The organism is Bradyrhizobium erythrophlei, from assembly GCF_042430365.1.
Classification (GTDB): domain Bacteria; phylum Pseudomonadota; class Alphaproteobacteria; order Rhizobiales; family Xanthobacteraceae; genus Bradyrhizobium; species Bradyrhizobium erythrophlei.
The window spans coordinates 1-17,092 of the sequence record NZ_JBHMET010000090.1; the positions used below are offsets into that span (position 1 = coordinate 1).

At 65.6% G+C, this 17,092-nt stretch carries 14 protein-coding genes; 4 read left to right on the forward strand and 10 right to left on the reverse strand.

Features of this window, described 5'->3' with window-relative positions:
* Positions 1-98 precede the first annotated feature (98 nt).
* The gene (locus tag ACFFWD_RS16320; RefSeq protein WP_376966838.1) at positions 99-1,469 is read right to left on the reverse strand and encodes an MmgE/PrpD family protein; all 1,371 of its coding nucleotides are present in this window, start codon (positions 1,467-1,469) and stop codon (positions 99-101) included.
* A 135-nt stretch (positions 1,470-1,604) separates the two neighbouring features.
* Here ACFFWD_RS16320 and ACFFWD_RS16325 point away from each other — a divergent pair, with 135 nt between their 5' ends.
* Positions 1,605-2,717: an FUSC family protein gene (locus ACFFWD_RS16325; RefSeq protein ID WP_376966885.1), complete on the forward strand. Its 1,113-nt coding sequence runs from the start codon at positions 1,605-1,607 to the stop codon at positions 2,715-2,717.
* An 8-nt stretch (positions 2,718-2,725) separates the two neighbouring features.
* Here the strand turns inward: ACFFWD_RS16325 and ACFFWD_RS16330 are convergent, their stop codons facing one another.
* The 9 genes from ACFFWD_RS16330 to rpsT form a co-directional block, all read right to left on the reverse strand.
* Positions 2,726-3,382 carry a 2-hydroxychromene-2-carboxylate isomerase gene (locus ACFFWD_RS16330; RefSeq protein WP_376966840.1) on the reverse strand — a complete coding sequence of 219 codons (657 nt, stop codon included), beginning with the start codon at positions 3,380-3,382 and terminating at the stop codon, positions 2,726-2,728.
* A 3-nt stretch (positions 3,383-3,385) separates the two neighbouring features.
* Entirely contained in the window at positions 3,386-3,859 is a 474-nt protein-coding gene (locus ACFFWD_RS16335; protein WP_376966841.1) for a DUF2867 domain-containing protein, read from the reverse strand.
* Positions 3,856-5,253: an MATE family efflux transporter gene (locus ACFFWD_RS16340; RefSeq protein WP_376966843.1), complete on the reverse strand. Its 1,398-nt coding sequence runs from the start codon at positions 5,251-5,253 to the stop codon at positions 3,856-3,858. The genes ACFFWD_RS16335 and ACFFWD_RS16340 overlap by 4 nt, the downstream gene beginning before the upstream one ends.
* Before the next feature lie 57 nt (positions 5,254-5,310).
* The gene (murA, locus tag ACFFWD_RS16345; RefSeq protein WP_376966847.1) at positions 5,311-6,603 is read right to left on the reverse strand and encodes a UDP-N-acetylglucosamine 1-carboxyvinyltransferase; all 1,293 of its coding nucleotides are present in this window, start codon (positions 6,601-6,603) and stop codon (positions 5,311-5,313) included.
* A 12-nt stretch (positions 6,604-6,615) separates the two neighbouring features.
* Entirely contained in the window at positions 6,616-9,051 is a 2,436-nt protein-coding gene (gene gyrB, locus ACFFWD_RS16350; RefSeq protein ID WP_376966849.1) for a DNA topoisomerase (ATP-hydrolyzing) subunit B, read from the reverse strand.
* A gap of 231 nt (positions 9,052-9,282) precedes the next feature.
* On the reverse strand, positions 9,283-10,422 hold the full coding sequence (recF, locus tag ACFFWD_RS16355; protein WP_376966851.1) for a DNA replication/repair protein RecF: 1,140 nt from the start codon (positions 10,420-10,422) through the stop codon (positions 9,283-9,285).
* A gap of 73 nt (positions 10,423-10,495) precedes the next feature.
* Positions 10,496-11,614, reverse strand: coding sequence for a DNA polymerase III subunit beta (gene dnaN, locus ACFFWD_RS16360; RefSeq protein ID WP_376966853.1), 1,119 nt, complete (start codon positions 11,612-11,614; stop codon positions 10,496-10,498).
* Between the two features lie 249 nt (positions 11,615-11,863).
* The gene (dnaA, locus tag ACFFWD_RS16365) at positions 11,864-13,294 is read right to left on the reverse strand and encodes a chromosomal replication initiator protein DnaA (RefSeq protein WP_376966855.1); all 1,431 of its coding nucleotides are present in this window, start codon (positions 13,292-13,294) and stop codon (positions 11,864-11,866) included.
* Positions 13,295-14,509: 1,215 nt separating this feature from the next.
* Positions 14,510-14,776 carry a 30S ribosomal protein S20 gene (rpsT, locus tag ACFFWD_RS16370; RefSeq protein WP_376966857.1) on the reverse strand — a complete coding sequence of 89 codons (267 nt, stop codon included), beginning with the start codon at positions 14,774-14,776 and terminating at the stop codon, positions 14,510-14,512.
* Between the two features lie 369 nt (positions 14,777-15,145).
* On the opposite strand from rpsT, the gene ACFFWD_RS16375 reads away from it, so the two are divergent.
* From ACFFWD_RS16375 to ACFFWD_RS16385, 3 genes are all read left to right on the forward strand, one after another.
* Positions 15,146-15,463, forward strand: coding sequence for a hypothetical protein (locus tag ACFFWD_RS16375; protein WP_376966859.1), 318 nt, complete (start codon positions 15,146-15,148; stop codon positions 15,461-15,463).
* Between the two features lie 119 nt (positions 15,464-15,582).
* Positions 15,583-16,239 carry a peptide-methionine (S)-S-oxide reductase MsrA gene (msrA, locus tag ACFFWD_RS16380; RefSeq protein ID WP_376966861.1) on the forward strand — a complete coding sequence of 219 codons (657 nt, stop codon included), beginning with the start codon at positions 15,583-15,585 and terminating at the stop codon, positions 16,237-16,239.
* A gap of 101 nt (positions 16,240-16,340) precedes the next feature.
* A complete protein-coding gene (locus tag ACFFWD_RS16385) occupies positions 16,341-17,090 on the forward strand; it encodes a polysaccharide biosynthesis/export family protein (RefSeq protein WP_376966863.1) in 750 nt (249 codons plus the stop codon).
* Positions 17,091-17,092: the final 2 nt, after the last annotated feature.

Genomic DNA, 17,092 nt, shown 5'->3' on the forward strand with positions numbered 1-17,092 from the left:
GCCATCGCTCTACTGAGCCAAATGGCGCGGTCACCACTCATAGGGTCACAAGCTCTCAGGTTGACGGGTCTGACAGCGCCTCTTGGGCGCGGTCGCCGTTACTGCCGCCCGAGCTGCGTCGCCTTCTCCACGCGATCGAACCGCTCCAGCGTCAAGATCGCATCCGCAAGGGCGTCGGCGCGCTTGTCGAGAACGGGGCGGGCCAGCGTCAAAAATTTCTGCTGCATCGCCTTTGCGTCGGGGAACGAGGTCGGCTCGCCGGACGGGTCGGCATAGAGCCGCTCATGCACGCCGTCATCGGTCGTGATCGAGACGCGGGCGCCGAACGGATGGGTGCGGCCGATCTCGAGGCGGTCGTCCTGCACCACGTCGAACTTGTCGGCGAGCGTGTCAATCGCCGCATCACCAAGCCGGTCGTAATCGTCCCAGCCGAAGCGGCCCTGATCGAGAGCGATGGCGCCGGTGAAGAACATCGAGAACTGGCCGCCGACGATCGAGGTCGGATGGCGTTTGGTGGCGGCGTCGCCGGTCAGCGTGATGCCGTTGCGGTGCAGGCCGATCTCGACCTTCCGGATCTGGTCCGGCGTCAGATTGTGCTCGCGCCGCATCGCGATCAGCGCGTCGATCGCGGCATGGGTGTAGCGGCAGCTCGGATACGGCTTCACGCCGATCTTCATGGTCTCATAGGTGCGGCCGAGGCCTGCGACCGCCTTGTCCGGATGCGCATCATCGCTGTAGCCGACGAGCAGGCCGTGCTTGCCTTCGACCGACTCGGTCGAGCCGATGAAATCGTTGCGCGCCAAGGTCGCGGCGATCACGCCGTTCATCGAGGCGGCGCCGACCTGGTAGCGCTTGTTCCAGGCGCCGTTGACGAGGAATTGCAGCGAGCCTGCGGCCTGACTGCCGGAGACGCCGAAGGCGGAGACGATCTGATCCTTCGACAGGCCGAACAGCTTTGCCGCGGCGGCTGCCGCGCCATAGGTGCCGGCGGTCGCGGTCGGGTGAAAACCCTTGGCATAATGCGAGGTCGGATCGAGCGCATTGCCGAGCCGGCAGCACACCTCATAGCCCGCGACGATCGCGGTCAGCACGTCGCGGCCGGAGGCGCCGACCATTTCGCCGACCGCGAAGGCTGCGGGCACCACGGGTGCGCTCGGGTGCAGTGAGGAATCGGCATGGGTGTCGTCGAAATCAAGCGAGTGGCCGAGCGCGCCATTGAGCAGCGCGGCGACCGCCGGTGTCCAGGTCTTCGCGTCGCCAAACACCGTGGCCTCGCCCTTGCCGTCGAGCGCCAGCGCCTGAAGCATCTTCATCAGCGACGGGGTCGATTCCGCATCGCGGCGGGCGCGGATGGTGCTGCCCAGGAAATCGAGCGTCAGCACCTTGGCGCGCTCCAGCACCTCCGGCGGGATGTCCTCGAATTTCAGGTCGGCGACATAGGCAGCAAGCGTTGCGGTTTCGTGGGCCATCGTGTTTCCTCAAATTTGCGGCGCAGGGTAGGCGGGCCGGTTGGGCCTTTCAAGCCGCCTTGCCGCCGCGGGCATCAGCCATGCTCAATCCCGCTTAACACAGCTATGTCCCGGAGTTTCGGAACGCAGCGCATGATGGCCTTCGCAAAACGCATGTTCGGCCCGCTTTGGGCGCGCAAGACGCAGCTCGCGCTGGCGGTCCGGATCGCGGTCGCGGCGGTGGCCGCCTATGCGATCGCGGTCGCGCTGCATCTGATGCTGCCGCTCTGGGCGGTGCTGACGTCCTTGATCGTGACGCAAATGAGCGTCGGGCGCTCGCTGAAGGCGACGCGGGACTACATGCTCGGCACCATCGGCGGCGCGATCTATGGCGGGGCGATCGCGGTGCTGATCCCGCATTCCGGCGAGGGCAGCCTGCTCGCGCTCCTGGTGCTGGCGGTGACGCCGCTCGCCTTCATCGCCGCGCTCAATCCGAGCCTCAATTCCGCGACCGTCACGGCCGTCATCGTGCTGCTGCTCCCGACCATGCACCAGTCCAATCCACTGGATTCGGCGATCGACCGCGTCGTCGAGGTCACGGTCGGCGCGCTGACCGGGTTGGCGGTGTCGTTCCTGGTGCTGCCGTCGCGCGCGGTCAGCCAGATCCGCGTCAACGCGGCGCGATTGCTGGAATTGCTTGCGGCGGCATTCGCCGAACTGCTCGCTGGCCTGACGCGCGGCCTCGACAATGACGCGCTGCATCGGATCCAGGACGGCATCGGCACGGCGGTGACCAATTTGCACGCCACCGGCCTCGAGGCGGAGCGCGAGCGCGCCGTGCATTTGTCGTCGGGCCCGGATACCGGTCCGCTACTGCGGACCATCCAGCGGCTGCGCCACGACGTGGTGATGATCGGTCGCGCCTGCGTCGTGCCGCTGCCGGCCGACGTGCAGGCGCGGCTGGCGCGGCCCTTGTCCGACGTCAGCGGCGCGATCGTCAGCTACATGACATCGGTCGCGGCCTCGCTGCGCGCGGGCTCTGGCGCCGTCGACATCGCGCCGGTCGATGCGGCGCTGGAGGCCTATAGCGCGGAGGTCGCCGCGGTCCGCAAGGAAGGCCTGATCCGCGGCCTGCCCGTCGACGCGGCCGAGCGCTTCTTCGCGCTGGGCTTCTCGCTGGCGCAGATGCGGCAGAACCTCAACGATCTCGATCGCTGCCACGGCGACTGGTGCGGCGCGGCCGACACCTCGGAGGGGCGCAAGAAGTGACTGTGGCGCTACCTGCCGCGACGCGAAAGGCCCTTGCCTTCCATGCGCCAGATCAGCAGGTCGATGCGATCCTGGCCGAAGAACGGCTCGTTCTCGAATACGAAGGTCGGCACGCCCCAATGGCCGGACGCGGCGTGCGCCTCCTCGTTGCCCTTGATGACCTGTTCGTAACAGTCGGGATCGGCCGCAATCGCGGCATCCATCGCGGCGAGATCGAAGCCTGCGGCATCGGCGGCCTTCGCCAGATGATCGCCTTCGTTCCAGCCTTTCACGCTGCCGTCCCAGAGCACGCGGCTGATCGCGCAGGTGAAGGGAAGCGAACGGCCCTCGAGCTGGGCCGCGGCGCCGAGCCGGGTCAGGCGGTGGATGTAGGGTTGATCCGCCGCGACATCGAGCGTCGTCATGTCCTGCACGATCGGGTCCGGCTGCGGAAACCGGAACGGGATGTTCTCGTGTTGCGCGACCCGGCGCGAGTCGAGCACGACATAGCGGGCGAATTGCGGATTGGTTTTCTTGAAGAAGCCGGGCACGCGCACCGCCAGCGGATAGACCGGACGCAGATTCACGGCGACATCATAGTCGGCGACCATCTTCAGCGTCTTCGGCAGCGCCAGGTAGCTGTAGGGGCTGCGGAACGAGAAGAACAGATCGACCGACAATGTCATGGTCTAGTCCGCCACCTTGCGGAGCATCGCGGGCACGATCAGGCGATGGAACGGCAGGATCAGCGCGAGATAGGCCCGCCCAAGCCAGTTATGGGTCAGCACCAGCGTGGTCGCGGTGACATTGCGTGCGGCCCCGGTGGCGGCGACGTCGACGACGAGGCGGAAGTCCAGATGCTTGTCGTTGAATCCGGCGACCAGCCGTTCCGGCGTTTCGCTGACGACGGGAAAGATCCCGATCATGTCGCGGGGGGTGCCCTTGCTCGCACCCGAGGTTTTCAGGCCAAGCGGCTTGACCAGGATGTTGCGCAGGGCAACGAGCATTTCGGCCCAGCGTGGTTGTCGCGCGACCATCGCCTCTGCCGCGTGGCGCGCGTCGAGATCGGACCGCGCGACCGCGATGCGGAACGCGTCGACGAACTGCGCGCCGGCAAGCAGCGCAGCCGGATCCACGTTTGGCGTGACCTCAGCGACCCTCATCCGCCCAATCTGCTCGCCAGCAGGCGGAAACGCAAGATCAGGAGGGTCGCATAAACCGCAGTCCCGAGCGACAGCCCGATCCAGACACCGACCGCGCCAAGCGAGGTCCAGAATCCGAGCGCAGAGGCCGACGTGAATCCGACCAGCCAGTAGCTGATGGTGGCAAACAGCAGCGGCACCTGCGTATCGTTCATGCCGCGCAGCGCGCCGGCGGTGGTGGTCTGGACGCCGTCGGCGATGAAGAAGGTCGCACCGATCATCAGCAGCATCGCGGTGAGCTGCGCGGTGGTGTCGGTGGTCTCGCCGAGGAAGAGCGCCGCGATCTCGAAGCGCGCCAGGATCACCGCGAGCGTCATGATGCTCATGAAGACGCCGCTGAGCGCCACCGCGACAAAGCCCGCGCGCCGCACCGCGTCGGCGTCGCGGCGGCCGACCGCATGGCCGACCCGCACGGTCGCGGCCATGCTGATGCCGAACGGCACCATGAACAGGATTGCTGCGATCTGCAGCGCGATCTGGTGCGCCGCGAGCGCGGTGGTGCTGATCAGGCCCATCAGCAGGCCGGCGGCGCCGAACAGGCCGTATTCGAGCAAGAAGGCAATCGAGATCGGCGCGCCGACGGCAACGAGCTTGCCCATCAGCGGCCAGTCGATGCGCCAGATCCGGCTGAACACGTTATATTTGCGGAACGGTCGGCGGTCGGCGGCGAACCACGCGCCGGCGAGGAACGTCCCGAAATTGACGGTCGTGGTCGCAAGTCCGGCGCCGAACAGGCCGAGCTCGGGCATGCCCCATTTGCCGTAGAGCAGGAGATAGACCAGCAATGCGTTGGCCGGGATCGCGGCGAGCGTGATCCACAGCACCGGCTCGGGCCGGTTCACCGCGCTCATGAAGCCGCGGATGGCGATGAACCACAGCGCCGGCAGGATGCCCCAGGCCAGCCCAAACAGATACTCCTGCGCCAGATGCGCTGCGGTCGGCGCCTGGCCGAGCTTGAGCAGGATGCTCTCGCCGTGGAACGGCAAGGCCATCAGCGGCAGCGCCATAAACAGCGCGACCCAGAGGCCGACGCGAAGCGCGCGGCGCACCATGCGCGGGTCGCGTGCGCCGAACGCCTGTGCGGCGAGCGGGGAGACCGCCGACACGAGCCCCATGCCAAAGGTGAAGCTCACGAAGAACACGGTGTGGGCGAGCGCCGCGGCTGCCACCGCGTCGCTGCCCAGCCGTCCGATGAAGGCCAGATCGGTCGTCATCATCGCAATCTGACCGAGCTGGGTCAGCGCAAGCGGAACCGCAAGCTTCAGCGTTTCCGCGAGCTCGACCGCAAGCAGGCTGCGAGGGACAGTGACGGCCGCGCGCGGCGCGGCCGATTCGATCTTGTCGATGGAGGTCATGGCGGCAGGCTTAGCACGGCAGGCCGGCCAAAAGGATGGCCAAGCTGCCGCAGGCGATCACGATCGCGCGGGAATCCGCTTGATCTTGGCACCGAGCGCGTTCAGCCGCTCCTCGATCCGCTCATAGCCGCGCTCGATCTGACCGGCGTTGTTGATCGTGGAGGTGCCCTCGGCGCAAACAGCGGCGAGCAGCATCGCCATGCCGGCGCGGATGTCGGGCGAGGTCATCGGCGCGCCGCGCAGCCGGCTCGGGCCTGCGACGATCGCGCGATGCGGGTCGCACAGCACGATGCGTCCGCCCATCGCGATCAGCATGTCGACGAAGAACATCCGCGATTCGAACATCTTCTCATGCATCAGGATGACGCCGTCGCATTGCGTCGCGGTGACGATCGCGATCGACATCAGGTCCGCCGGGAAGGCCGGCCAGGGTTGGTCCTCGAGCTTCGGCACGTGGCCGCCGAAATCGTCCTGGATCTTCATGGTCTGGCCCGACGGGACGACGAGATCGTCGCCCTCGACGCCGCAGACGATGCCGAGCCGCTCAAAGCCCATCCGGATCGAGCGCAAATGCTCGACCCCGGCGCGCGCGATGCGCAGCGGCGAACGCGTCACCGCGGCGAGCCCGATCAGCGAGCCCACCTCGATGTGGTCGGGCTGGATCGCGTAAGTCGTGCCGCCGAGCGTTGCCGGCCCGTGCACGATGATGGTGTTGGTGCCGATGCCCTCGATCCTGGCGCCGAGCGCGACCAGGAAGTGCGCGAGGTCCTGCACATGCGGCTCGGAGGCCGCATTGCGCAAAAAGGTGGTGCCGCGGGCAGCCACCGCGGCCACCAGCGCGTTCTCGGTCGCGGTGACGCTGGGCTCGTCCAGGAACACGTCGGCGCCCTTCAGCCGCGGAGCGCGGAATTCGAGCCGGTGCGTCGCGGTAACGGTGGCGCCGAGCTGTTCGAAGGCGAGGAAGTGCGTGTCGAGACGGCGGCGGCCGATCACGTCGCCGCCGGGCGGGGGAAGCGCGACCTCGCCGCAGCGCGCGAGCAGGGGACCTGCGAGCAGGATCGAGGCCCGGATGCGCGCGCACAGGTCGGGATCGAGATCGGCGGCGCGAATCTCCTTGGCATGGATCCGAAGCGTGTTGCGCTCGGTCCATTCGGCACAGGCTCCGACCGAACGGCACAGCTCGACCAGCGTCTCGGTGTCGCGGATGCGCGGGACGTTGGTCAGCGTGACCGGATGTTCGGTAAGCAGCGCCGCGGCGATGATCGGCAGCGCGGAGTTCTTGTTGCCGGACGGCTCGATCGTGCCGGAGAGCCGGCGACCGCCCTCGACGATGTACTGGATAGGCGCCACGCTGGTCCCCGGCTAGATGTCGATGTTGGCGCTGAGCGAATTTTCCTGGATGAAGTCGCGGCGCGGTTCTACCACGTCGCCCATCAATTTGGTGAAGATATCGTCGGCCTCGTCGACCTCCTTGATCTTCACCTGCAGCAGCGAACGTGCGTCGGTGTCGAGCGTCGTTTCCCAGAGCTGGCCCGGGTTCATCTCGCCGAGACCTTTGTAGCGCTGCAGCGCGATGCCCTTGCGGGCGGCTTCCGTGACGGCCTCGAACAGGTCGATCGGGCCGTGAATGGTCGTCTCGGACTCCTTGCGGCGGAGCTTGCCCGCGCGCGCATAGACGTCCTGCAGCCGTTCCCGGTATTCGTGCAGCTTGCGTGCATCGGCCGAGCCGAGGAAAGCGTCGTCGATCACAGCGACTTCCTTGACCCCGCGGACGGTGCGTTCGAACACGAAACCCTGGCCTTCCACGAACTGGCCAATCCAGCCGCGCTCGACCTCCTCGGCCTGATTGTCGAGGCGTCGGGCCATGTATTCCGCAGCCGCATTGGCGGTTGCCGGATCGCTATAGATATCCTTTCCAAGCAGGCCCGCTACCGCGGCCTGTTCGACCACCTTCCGATTGTAGCGGCTGTGCAGATTGCGCAGCACGGCGCGGATGACGCGCGCGTCCTCGACGAGCGCCAGCAGGTCGCGGCCGGCGCGCTCATCGCCGTTGGCCGGCTTGAACACGCACTCGTCGAGACCGGTCGAGATCAGGTAATCTTCCAGCGCGCGCTCGTCCTTCAGATACTGCTCGGACTTGCCGCGCGTCACCTTGTAGAGCGGCGGCTGGGCGATATAGAGGTAGCCGCCGTCGATGATCTCGCGCATCTGCCGGTAGAAGAAAGTCAGGAGCAGCGTGCGGATGTGAGCGCCGTCGACGTCGGCGTCAGTCATCACGATGATCTTGTGATAGCGCAGCTTGTCGATCGAGAAATCGTCGCTGATGCCGGTGCCGAGCGCGGTGATCAGCGTGCCGATCTGCTCAGACGACAGCATCTTGTCGGGGCGGACGCGCTCGACATTGAGGATCTTGCCGCGCAGCGGCAGCACCGCCTGGAACTCGCGGTTGCGGCCCTGCTTGGCGCTGCCGCCGGCCGAGTCACCCTCGACGATGAAGAGCTCGGACTTCGCCGGGTCCTTCTCCTGGCAGTCGGCGAGCTTGCCGGGCAGCGAGGAGACGCTGAGCGGGCTCTTGCGCGTCAATTCGCGCGCCTTGCGCGCCGCTTCGCGGGCGGCAGCGGCCTGGATCACCTTGCCGACGATCACCTTGGCTTCGCTCGGGTGCTCCTCGAACCAGGCCGCGAGCGCTTCGTTGAGCACGTTCTCGACCACCGGGCGCACTTCCGAGGACACCAGCTTGTCCTTGGTCTGCGACGAGAATTTCGGATCGGGCACCTTCACCGACAGCACCGCGGTGAGGCCCTCGCGGCAATCGTCGCCGGTCAGTGCGATCTTTTCCTTCTTCGCATTGGCATCGGCATAGCCGTTGACCTGTCGCGTCAGCGCGCCGCGGAAGCCGGCCAGATGGGTGCCGCCGTCGCGCTGCGGTATGTTGTTGGTGAAGCACAGCACGTTCTCATGGTAGCTGTCGTTCCACCACAGCGCGGCCTCGACGCCGATGCCGTTGGCCTCCGAACGCACCATGATCGGCGCTGGCACGATCGCCTTCTTGTTGCGGTCGAGATATTTGACGAATTCCTCGACGCCGCCGGAATAGTGCATCTCCTCGCGCTTCTCGACCGCATGGCGCATGTCGGAGAGCACGATGTTGACGCCGGAATTGAGGAACGCGAGCTCGCGCAGCCGATGCTCCAGCGTCGCGAAATCATACTCGACGTTCTTGAAGGTCTCGGTCGAGGCGAGGAAAGTGACCTCGGTGCCGCGCTTGCCATTGGCCTCGCCGACTACCTTCAGCGGCGCGACGGAGTCGCCATGCGCAAATTCGATGTAATGTTCCTTGCCGTCGCGCCAGACCCGCAGCTCGAGCTTGCTGGAGAGCGCGTTGACCACGGAGACACCGACGCCGTGCAGTCCGCCGGACACCTTGTAGGAGTTCTGGTCGAATTTGCCGCCGGCATGGAGCTGGGTCATGATGACCTCGGCTGCCGAGACGCCTTCGCCCTTGTGGATGTCGACCGGAATGCCGCGGCCGTCGTCGCGCACGGTGACCGAATTGTCGGCGTTGAGCACGACCTCGACGCGGCTCGCATAGCCGGCGAGCGCCTCATCGATCGCGTTGTCGACGACTTCGTAGACCATGTGGTGCAGGCCGGACCCGTCGTCGGTGTCGCCGATATACATGCCGGGCCGCTTGCGGACGGCGTCGAGGCCCTTCAGCACCCGGATCGATTCCGCACCATATTCGACCGGAATGGGATGCTCAGGTTCGGCAGGGGTCTGCCGGGCAGGTTCTGTCATGTGAGGCCTTCGAGGGTGTCCCGGATCAGCTGCGCAATATGAGGCGCTGATGATGCTATTTGTGCCATGAAAGCGGGGTTGCGCCTAGCGCAAAGTCTCTATCTGCAAGTTGTTGAATAGATGGCGTTTTTTTACCATTTTTCAAGGCCTTTGAGGGGCGATTCTGGAGCCCTTGAAAAGCTCGATTCGGCGGCCTGTTCCGGCGCCCCGCGGACGACGATTTGGAGCCCGTCAGCCGCGTCGCGTCGCCCGGCCAGCTTCGACGTCGAAGATCTCGCCGGTCGGCCCGATATCGACGAAGGCGGCGGGATCGGCGCCGGTCATCCAGACCTGCGCGCCGAGCTTTGCGAGCTCGTCGAACAGCGCCTTGCGCCGGTTGGGATCGAGATGGGCGACGACCTCGTCGAGCAGCAGCAACGGCACGATGCCGGTCATCTCCGCGACCATCGTCGCGTGCGCGAGCACCAGCCCGATCAAGAGGGCCTTCTGCTCGCCGGTCGAGGCATCGCGCGCCGGCATGTTCTTCGGCGCGTAGACCACCTGCAGGTCGGTGAGATGCGGCCCGTCGAGCGTACGGCCGGCGGCTGCGTCGCGCGGCCGGCTGGCGCGCAGGATGTCGCGGTAACGGTCCTCCACGGCGGTTGCGGGCTCGGTGAGCAGCGCGTTCTCCATCCAGCCGTCGAGCATGATCTCGGCCGAGGGAAAGGCCGAGGCCGCGCCGCGCTCGCGCAGCATCACGGCGAGCCGTGCGGCGGTCTGGCCGCGCGATGCGGCGACCGCGACCGCGAGCTCAGCGGTCTCGCGCTCGATCGCGTCGCACCAATGGTCGTCGTAGTTGCGCACCTCAAGCAGCCGGTTGCGCGAGCGCAACGAGCGCTCCAGGGCCGAGACACGGCTGGAATGGTCGGAATCGATCGCCAGCACCAGGCGATCGAAGAAGCGCCGCCGCTCGGAGGCTGCGCCCATGAACAGGCCGTCCATGGCCGGCGTCAGCCACACGATCCGCAGATGATCGCCGAAGGCGGCAGCCGAACCCACCGGCTCACGGTCGATGCGGCAGCGCCGGCTGGTACCGTTCGCCTCGCCGCTCGGTGGATCGATGCCGGTGCCGAGCGTCGCGAGCCCAAGCGCGCCCTCGACCTCAGCCGACACGGCCCACGAGCCGTCGCCCTGATTGTCAGCGATGTCCTCGAGCGTGGCGCGGCGCAGCCCGCGTCCGGGCGACAGGAACGAGATCGCTTCCAGGCAATTGGTCTTGCCGGCACCGTTCGGCCCGACCAGCACGACCATGTCGCCCCGCGCCGACAGCGTCGCCGCGCGGTAGTTGCGGAAATGCGTCAGCGACAGGCGGTGAATGCGGGACGGGGTCATGTCGGCTCGTCATCGCCAGGTATCCTTACCTGGCCATGACGCAATCTAGTCATGGTGCGCGCGAAGAGAAGCGTCACACCCGCATCGGCATCAGCACGTAGAGCGCGCCCTTGTTGTCGCGGTCCTGGACCAGCGTCGGCGAGCCGGGATCGGCGAGCTTCAGCACCGCGACTTCGCCCTCTATCTGGGCGGCGATGTCGAGCAAATAGCGCGAGTTGAAGCCGATATCGAGGGCGTCGGAGGCGTACTCGACCTCGAGCTCCTCGGTGGCGCTGCCGGAATCCGGGTTGGTGACCGAGAGCACCAGCTTGCCCGCCGACAGCGCGAGCTTCACCGCGCGGCCGCGTTCGCTCGAAATCGTCGACACGCGGTCGACGGCAGCCTCGAAATCCTTCTTGTCGACGACGAGTTCCTTGTCGTTGTTCTGCGGAATGACACGGCCGTAATCCGGGAAGGTGCCGTCGATCAGCTTCGAGGTCAGCACGACATTGCCGAGCGTGAAGCGGATCTTGCCCTGCGACAGCTCGATCGCGATCTCGGCTTCGCCGTCCTCGATCAGCCGCTGCACCTCGCCGACCGTCTTGCGCGGCACGATCACGCCGGGCATGCCGGTCGCGCCCTTGGGCAACGCGAGGTCGATCTGCGCCAAACGGTGGCCGTCGGTGGCGACGCCGCGCAGCGTCGCAGCCTTGGCGCTGCCGGCCGAGTGCAAATAGATGCCGTTGAGGTAATAGCGGGTCTCTTCGGTCGAGATAGCGAACTGCGTGCGATCGATCAGGCGCTTGATGTCGGATGCCGGCAGCGAGAACGAATGCGTCATGTCGCCGGCCGCGAGATCCGGGAAATCGCTCTCGGGCAGCGTCTGCAGCGTGAAACGGGAGCGCCCGGCCTTGACTGCGAGCACCGAACGGTCGCCGTCGGCCTCGAGCACGATCTGGGAGCCATCGGGCAGCTTGCGCACGATGTCGTAGAACATGTGCGCCGGCACGGTGGTCGAGCCGGCGGTTCCGGTTTCGGCGGCCAGCGTCTCGGTCACCTCGAGGTCGAGGTCGGTCGCCTTCAGCGACAATTTGGCGCCCTCGGCGCGGATCAGCACGTTGCCTAGGATCGGGATGGTGTTGCGCCGCTCGACCACGCGGTGGACGTGGCCTAGCGATTTCAGGAGTTGCGCGCGCTCGACGGTGACCTTCATTGCAATACCCGCCAGATCCCTCAGATGGAAAAGCCGGGCGGCCGCTCATGGCAGCGCCGCAGCATTGGAAACCCGAAAAGCCGGATCAATGTCGGATTTGATCAAACCCACGGGGGGACCGCAAGGTGGCGCGGATGGCCGGCCGGTGCAAGGGAAACGGGACCCGTTCCCCACGTTTTGGGTCGGAAAAACGTTCGCCCTCCCCCTCGCAAGAAGGGGGAGGGCGGCGAGACGCGGGAAGAGGCTGCCTTATTCCTGGAGCTGGCGCTTCAGCGATTCGACCTCTTCGGAGAGCGCGGTATCCTTGGCGACCAGTGCCTCAATCTTGCGCACGGCGTGCAGCACCGTGGTGTGGTCGCGGCCGCCGAAGCGCCGGCCGATCTCCGGCAGCGAACGCAGCGTCAGCGTCTTCGCCAGGTACATCGCGACCTGGCGCGGCCGCACCACATTGGCGGTCCGGCGGGACGACAAGAGGTCGGACCGGCTGACATTGTACTGCCGGGCCACCACCCGCTGGATGTCCTCGATCTTGATCCGCTTCGGTTCCTGCGGGCGGATCAGGTCACGCACCTCGCGCTCGGCCATCTCCAGCGTCACCGGCTGGTTGTTGAGCTTGGAATGCGCCAGCAGGCGGTTGATCGCGCCCTCGAGGTCGCGGCCATTATGGGTGATGGTGCGCGCGAGATAATCCAGCACCTCCTCCGGCACGTCGAAGCTGGCGTGATGGGCGCGGGCGGCAGCGACGCGCGACTTCAGGATGCCGAGCCGCAGCTCCTCGCCGAGCGAGCCCATCTCGACCACGAGCCCGCCGGCAAGCCGCGAGCGCACGCGGTCGTCGAGGCTTTCGAGATCCGACGGCGGACGGTCGGCCGCGATCACGACCTGACGGCCGGCGTCGATCAGCGCGTTCAGCGTGTGGCAGAACTCGGCCTGGGTCGACTTGCCCTGCAGGAACTGCAAATCGTCGATCACGAGCACGTCGATGCCGCGCAGCGCCTCCTTGAACGCCAGTGCCGTCTGCGTCTTCAGCGCGGCGACGAAGCCGTACATGAATTTCTCGGCGGTGAGATAGAGCACCTTGCGCTCGCTCCCCGAATTGCCGGCCCAGGTCACGGCCTGCAGCAGATGGGTTTTGCCGAGGCCAACGCCGGCGTGAATGTAGAGCGGGTTGAACATCACGGGATCGCCGCGACGTCCTTCGGCGACCTGGCGGGCGGCCGCATGCGCCAGCGTGTTGGAGCGGCCGACGACGAAGCTTGCAAAGGTCAGCCGCGGGTCGAGCGGCGAACCGCCGAGCGCATCATGGCTTGCGGACACCGGCGCGGTCGCGACCGAACGCAGTTCCGGCGCCGGACGGCCGTCGGTGCGCTCGACGCGGCGCGCCTCGACGGGCGCAGCGGCTTCCTTCACCGGCGCCGCCGCCCGGATCGCGGAGCGTACGGTGAGATCGATCTTGTGCACCTCGGGCATCTCGGCCTGCCAGCAGGAGAGCACCCGGTCGGCGTAATGCGCCTGGATCCAGCTCTTCAGGAAGCGCGTCGGAACCGACAGATGCACGCTCTCGTCCTGCACGCCTTCGAGGTCCATACGTGCAAACCAGCTCGTATACACATCCTCGCCAACGCTCGTCCGCAGCCGCCCCTTCACCCGCGACCAGCGATCCTGTTCTGTATTCGTCATTGCCTCGTACTTTTCCAAACAGAGTGAATTGTTGTTGTGAAACCGCCGTGCATGTTTCTTGCCACGGCGCGACCTCAAGCGGGCGCTGCCTGCTCCGGACATGGATCAACCGTTCGGCGACAACGCGCCGTTGGCCCAGATCAGTCGTTTGGAGAAGAAGCGTCCCGCGAGGTCAGCGCGTACTCGACGGTCTCTGCGGGGAGGAGCTGCAATTGGAGGAAGAAATTACGGTATCATTTGAAATTTGCATTCCAACTTTCGATGTGCCCACTGCACTGATGATTCCGTAAGACATAGTACCTCCCCCTCTCACCGCGACGTGTCGCGGCGAGTTATCAGCTCGCTTGTGTCTTCAAGGTCAGTCTGCTGCCACCGAGCACCGAAGTGCCCAACGCTGCGCCGCCGCGTATCTATCCTCGTCAACCCGTCCGCTCGCTCCGCGTTCCCCACTGCCAGACTCTGACGGTCGATCCTGGTCTCTCTTGTTCGAGGCTCCCGGAGAACCGGGCGCTTCGCCGGAGAAATTTAGACACAGGTCAACCGTCCTCACATTGCTATGAGTTGTCGATCTAGCTTCGCTTGGAGAGCGTCGCTAACGCGCATACCGCCGCCGATTTGCACGTCCGCCCTTGGGTCTCAAACCGCGCTGATCTGGAGAGCCGTGGGCGTCGCGGACAAGTAGACAATTACACCAAGCTTATTTTCTGACAATCCGTGGATTCGACGGGGATCGAGACTCTTCGCAACTGTTGCGGCGCTGCAAATGCGAAATCGCGAAAGCAAGTTTTTGAATCCGCGCATAGATTCGCGCGTGTCACAAACGGAGGTGTAACACCAAAAAAAATTCATAAATAATTTACGTTTGCTGTCGCGACGGTCGTTTTTCCAATCGCTCGACAACGCTATGTGCATAAGTAATTCGCGAAGCGTCATTTTTCACGATTACTTTTGCAGGGTAACTCCCCCTCGCGATTTCCGCAGCGCGCGTTGATCGATAGCCCATTTGCGTTAACCAACGCAGAGAACTCTCGCTCGCGCGCACGCTTCGCGTGCCGTGTCGTTCGCATCCGGTAAAACTACGGACGCGTTGAAACATGACACGCAGTGCAGTGCGCAGCAATGCGACGATTCTCGCGAGACGAAACTCTTCCACCGCAAAAAACAAAAAAGCCCGGCGTGCGCCGGGCTTCGTGACGATTGTTTTTTTCTGTCAGCTTACTTCGCGAGCTTCGCGATCTGGTGCGACAGGCGCGACACCTTCCGGCTCGCGTTGTTCTTGTGAATGATGTTGCGCTGCGCCGCCTTCATCAGTTCGGGTTCGGCGCGCGTCATCGCCTTCAGTGCCGCCTCGCGGTCGCCGCGCTTGATCGCTTCCTCGACGGTGCGGACCGCGCCACGCATCTGGGTGCGGCGCGACTTGTTGACGATGGTGCGGCGGGCAATCTTGCGGGTCGCCTTCTTGGCGGAAGTGGTATTGGCCATGGTCTCAACTGTCCTTCGGCGGTGATCGCTCGGTGGTCGGGCTCGCGCGCACCGGCCGGTTCAAATCTCTACTCGGTGTATTGTCCAAGGGTTCTTGAGCAAGGGTGTTCTTGAGGCGGCCATGCCAGGGAGCGAAAGCTGCCCCCACATGCGGCACTGTCCAAAGAACAGCGGCGGCAGGATTGCGCCCGCCGCCATTGGCCGGTCTTATAGATGGCGCAGGGTGCAGCGTCAACGCTTTCCGGGCCCAAAAGGGGCTCGAAATTGGGCCTGCGAGGGCTAGATAAGGTCCTGAAGTGGTTGAATTTCCGGGAGGCGCCCGGTAAGGCCTGACGGCACGACGGGGCGCGACAGGGATTTGGGTGACGCATGATCCGCGGTTTTTTCCGTCTTATCGGCCTTTTGCTGCTGGCCGGCGGATTCATCTTCATGGTCTATGACGGCGCCCGTTACGTCGCCGACCAGAACCTGCGGTTCACGCGGTTCGGCCAGTTCTGGAACGACATCCACCAGTCCAGCCAGCTCGTGTTCCGCACCTGGGTCGAAGGGATCGCGCCCTGGCTCTGGAACAGCGTGATCAGGGTGATCCTCGATCAGCCGGTGTTCGCGGTGCTCGGGATCGCCGGGATCCTGCTGATGATCCTGTTCCGGCCACGCAAGCCCCTGATCGGCTACGCGCGCGATTGACCGACGCCGGCCGCCGCGGCCGTAACGGGGCTGCCATCATTTGCGTAAAGACTTATATAGGTGACAGCCGGCCCGCAGGCCGTTGCCGCGTCGGCCGACGTCCCGCCTGGAGGTAATCCATGTTGTTCATGCGCAAGACCACCGCGTTGCCGAGCGCTGCCGAGGCGCTGCCGGGCCGCGCGACGCCGATCCCGACTGCGACCACCCATTTCGTCAACGGCAGCAGGTTGCAGCCGCCGTATCCGGAAGGGCTCGAGCAGGCCGTGTTCGGGCTCGGCTGCTTCTGGGGTGCGGAGCGCAAGTTCTGGGAACTCGGCGACGGCATCTACACGACCGCGGTCGGCTATGCCGGCGGTCACACGCCGAACCCGACCTATGAGGAGGTTTGCTCCGGTCGTACCGGCCACACCGAGGTGGTGCTGGTGGTGTTCGATCCGAAGAAGGTCTCCTACGAGAAGCTCTTGAAGACGTTCTGGGAGAATCACAACCCGACGCAGGGCATGCGCCAGGGCAACGACATCGGCACGCAGTATCGCTCGGCGATCTACACGTTTGGCGATGTGCAGCGCAAAGCTGCCGATGCGTCGAAGGCGATGTATCAGAAGGCGCTCGCGGCCAAGGGGCTTGGCGCCATTACCACCGAGATCGCGCCGTCTGGCGAGTTCTACTTCGCCGAGGACTATCACCAGCAATATCTTGCCAAGAATCCGGCAGGCTATTGCGGGCTCGGCGGCACCGGCGTGTCCTGCCCGATCGGCGTTGGTGTCACGGCCTGATCGATCAGCCGAGGCGGGAGCCAGGCCTCCGCCTCGCAAGTGACGCCAAAACCATTTGTTAACCATAAGTGGTGCAAGACTGGAGCTGTCTCGTTTGAGGGATGGCTCCGGTGCCGGTTGCACGCGCGTTACGATTGCCGATCATTGCCGTCATGGCTGCGCTCGCTCTGTCGGGCTGCATGAACACGACCGGCCCAGTCGCAATCGCGCAGCCGCCGGGCGATCTCGATTCGATGGCCTATGGCCAGACCTATGCGGCGGCTCCGGTTGCTGATGCGAGCGGCGGTGGCGCCATCAGCGCGATGCGTTCCGCCTTTGCCGCCTCGCCCCGCGGCTATGTTGCGCCGGTCCCGGCGGTCTATGCCGTGCCCGGCGAGCCGGTCCGCTACGACAGCGGCTATCATCTCGATGCCGGCGACCGGCTGCGCGTCGTGGTCTACGGCCAGGAAGGCCTCACCAACACCTATGCGATCGACGCCGCCGGCGCGATCACGATGCCGCTGATCGGCACGGTGCCGGCGCGCGGCCGCACGCCTGCGGGGCTCGCCAGCGAGATATCAGCGAAACTCCGCAACGGATTTATCCGCGAGCCCTCGGTCGCGGTCGAGATCGAGGCCTATCGCCCGTTCTTCATCCTCGGCGAAGTCGCCGCCCCCGGCCAGTATCCCTACGTGCCGAACATGACGGTGGAGAGCGCGATTGCGATCGCCGGCGGGTTCTCGCCACGCGCGAAGCGCGACAGCGTCACGCTGACCCATACGGACGCGTCCGGCTCCGGCCGCTTCGTGGTGCCGCTGGGCACGCCGATCGGCCCGGGCAACACGGTGTTCGTCACCGAGCGCTGGTTCTAACG

Bases quoted from the DNA above. Each gene is read 5' to 3' on its own strand.
- ACFFWD_RS16320 (WP_376966838.1), bottom strand. From the start codon at position 1,469: ATGGCCCACGAAACCGCAACGCTTGCTGCCTATGTCGCCGACCTGAAA.
- ACFFWD_RS16325 (WP_376966885.1), top strand. From the start codon at position 1,605: ATGGCCTTCGCAAAACGCATGTTCGGCCCGCTTTGGGCGCGCAAGACG.
- ACFFWD_RS16330 (WP_376966840.1), bottom strand. From the start codon at position 3,382: ATGACATTGTCGGTCGATCTGTTCTTCTCGTTCCGCAGCCCCTACAGC.
- ACFFWD_RS16335 (WP_376966841.1), bottom strand. From the start codon at position 3,859: ATGAGGGTCGCTGAGGTCACGCCAAACGTGGATCCGGCTGCGCTGCTT.
- ACFFWD_RS16340 (WP_376966843.1), bottom strand. From the start codon at position 5,253: ATGACCTCCATCGACAAGATCGAATCGGCCGCGCCGCGCGCGGCCGTC.
- gyrB (WP_376966849.1), bottom strand. From the start codon at position 9,051: ATGACAGAACCTGCCCGGCAGACCCCTGCCGAACCTGAGCATCCCATT.
- recF (WP_376966851.1), bottom strand. From the start codon at position 10,422: ATGACCCCGTCCCGCATTCACCGCCTGTCGCTGACGCATTTCCGCAAC.
- dnaN (WP_376966853.1), bottom strand. From the start codon at position 11,614: ATGAAGGTCACCGTCGAGCGCGCGCAACTCCTGAAATCGCTAGGCCAC.
- dnaA (WP_376966855.1), bottom strand. From the start codon at position 13,294: ATGACGAATACAGAACAGGATCGCTGGTCGCGGGTGAAGGGGCGGCTG.
- rpsT (WP_376966857.1), bottom strand. From the start codon at position 14,776: ATGGCCAATACCACTTCCGCCAAGAAGGCGACCCGCAAGATTGCCCGC.
- ACFFWD_RS16375 (WP_376966859.1), top strand. From the start codon at position 15,146: ATGATCCGCGGTTTTTTCCGTCTTATCGGCCTTTTGCTGCTGGCCGGC.
- msrA (WP_376966861.1), top strand. From the start codon at position 15,583: ATGTTGTTCATGCGCAAGACCACCGCGTTGCCGAGCGCTGCCGAGGCG.
- ACFFWD_RS16385 (WP_376966863.1), top strand. From the start codon at position 16,341: ATGGCTCCGGTGCCGGTTGCACGCGCGTTACGATTGCCGATCATTGCC.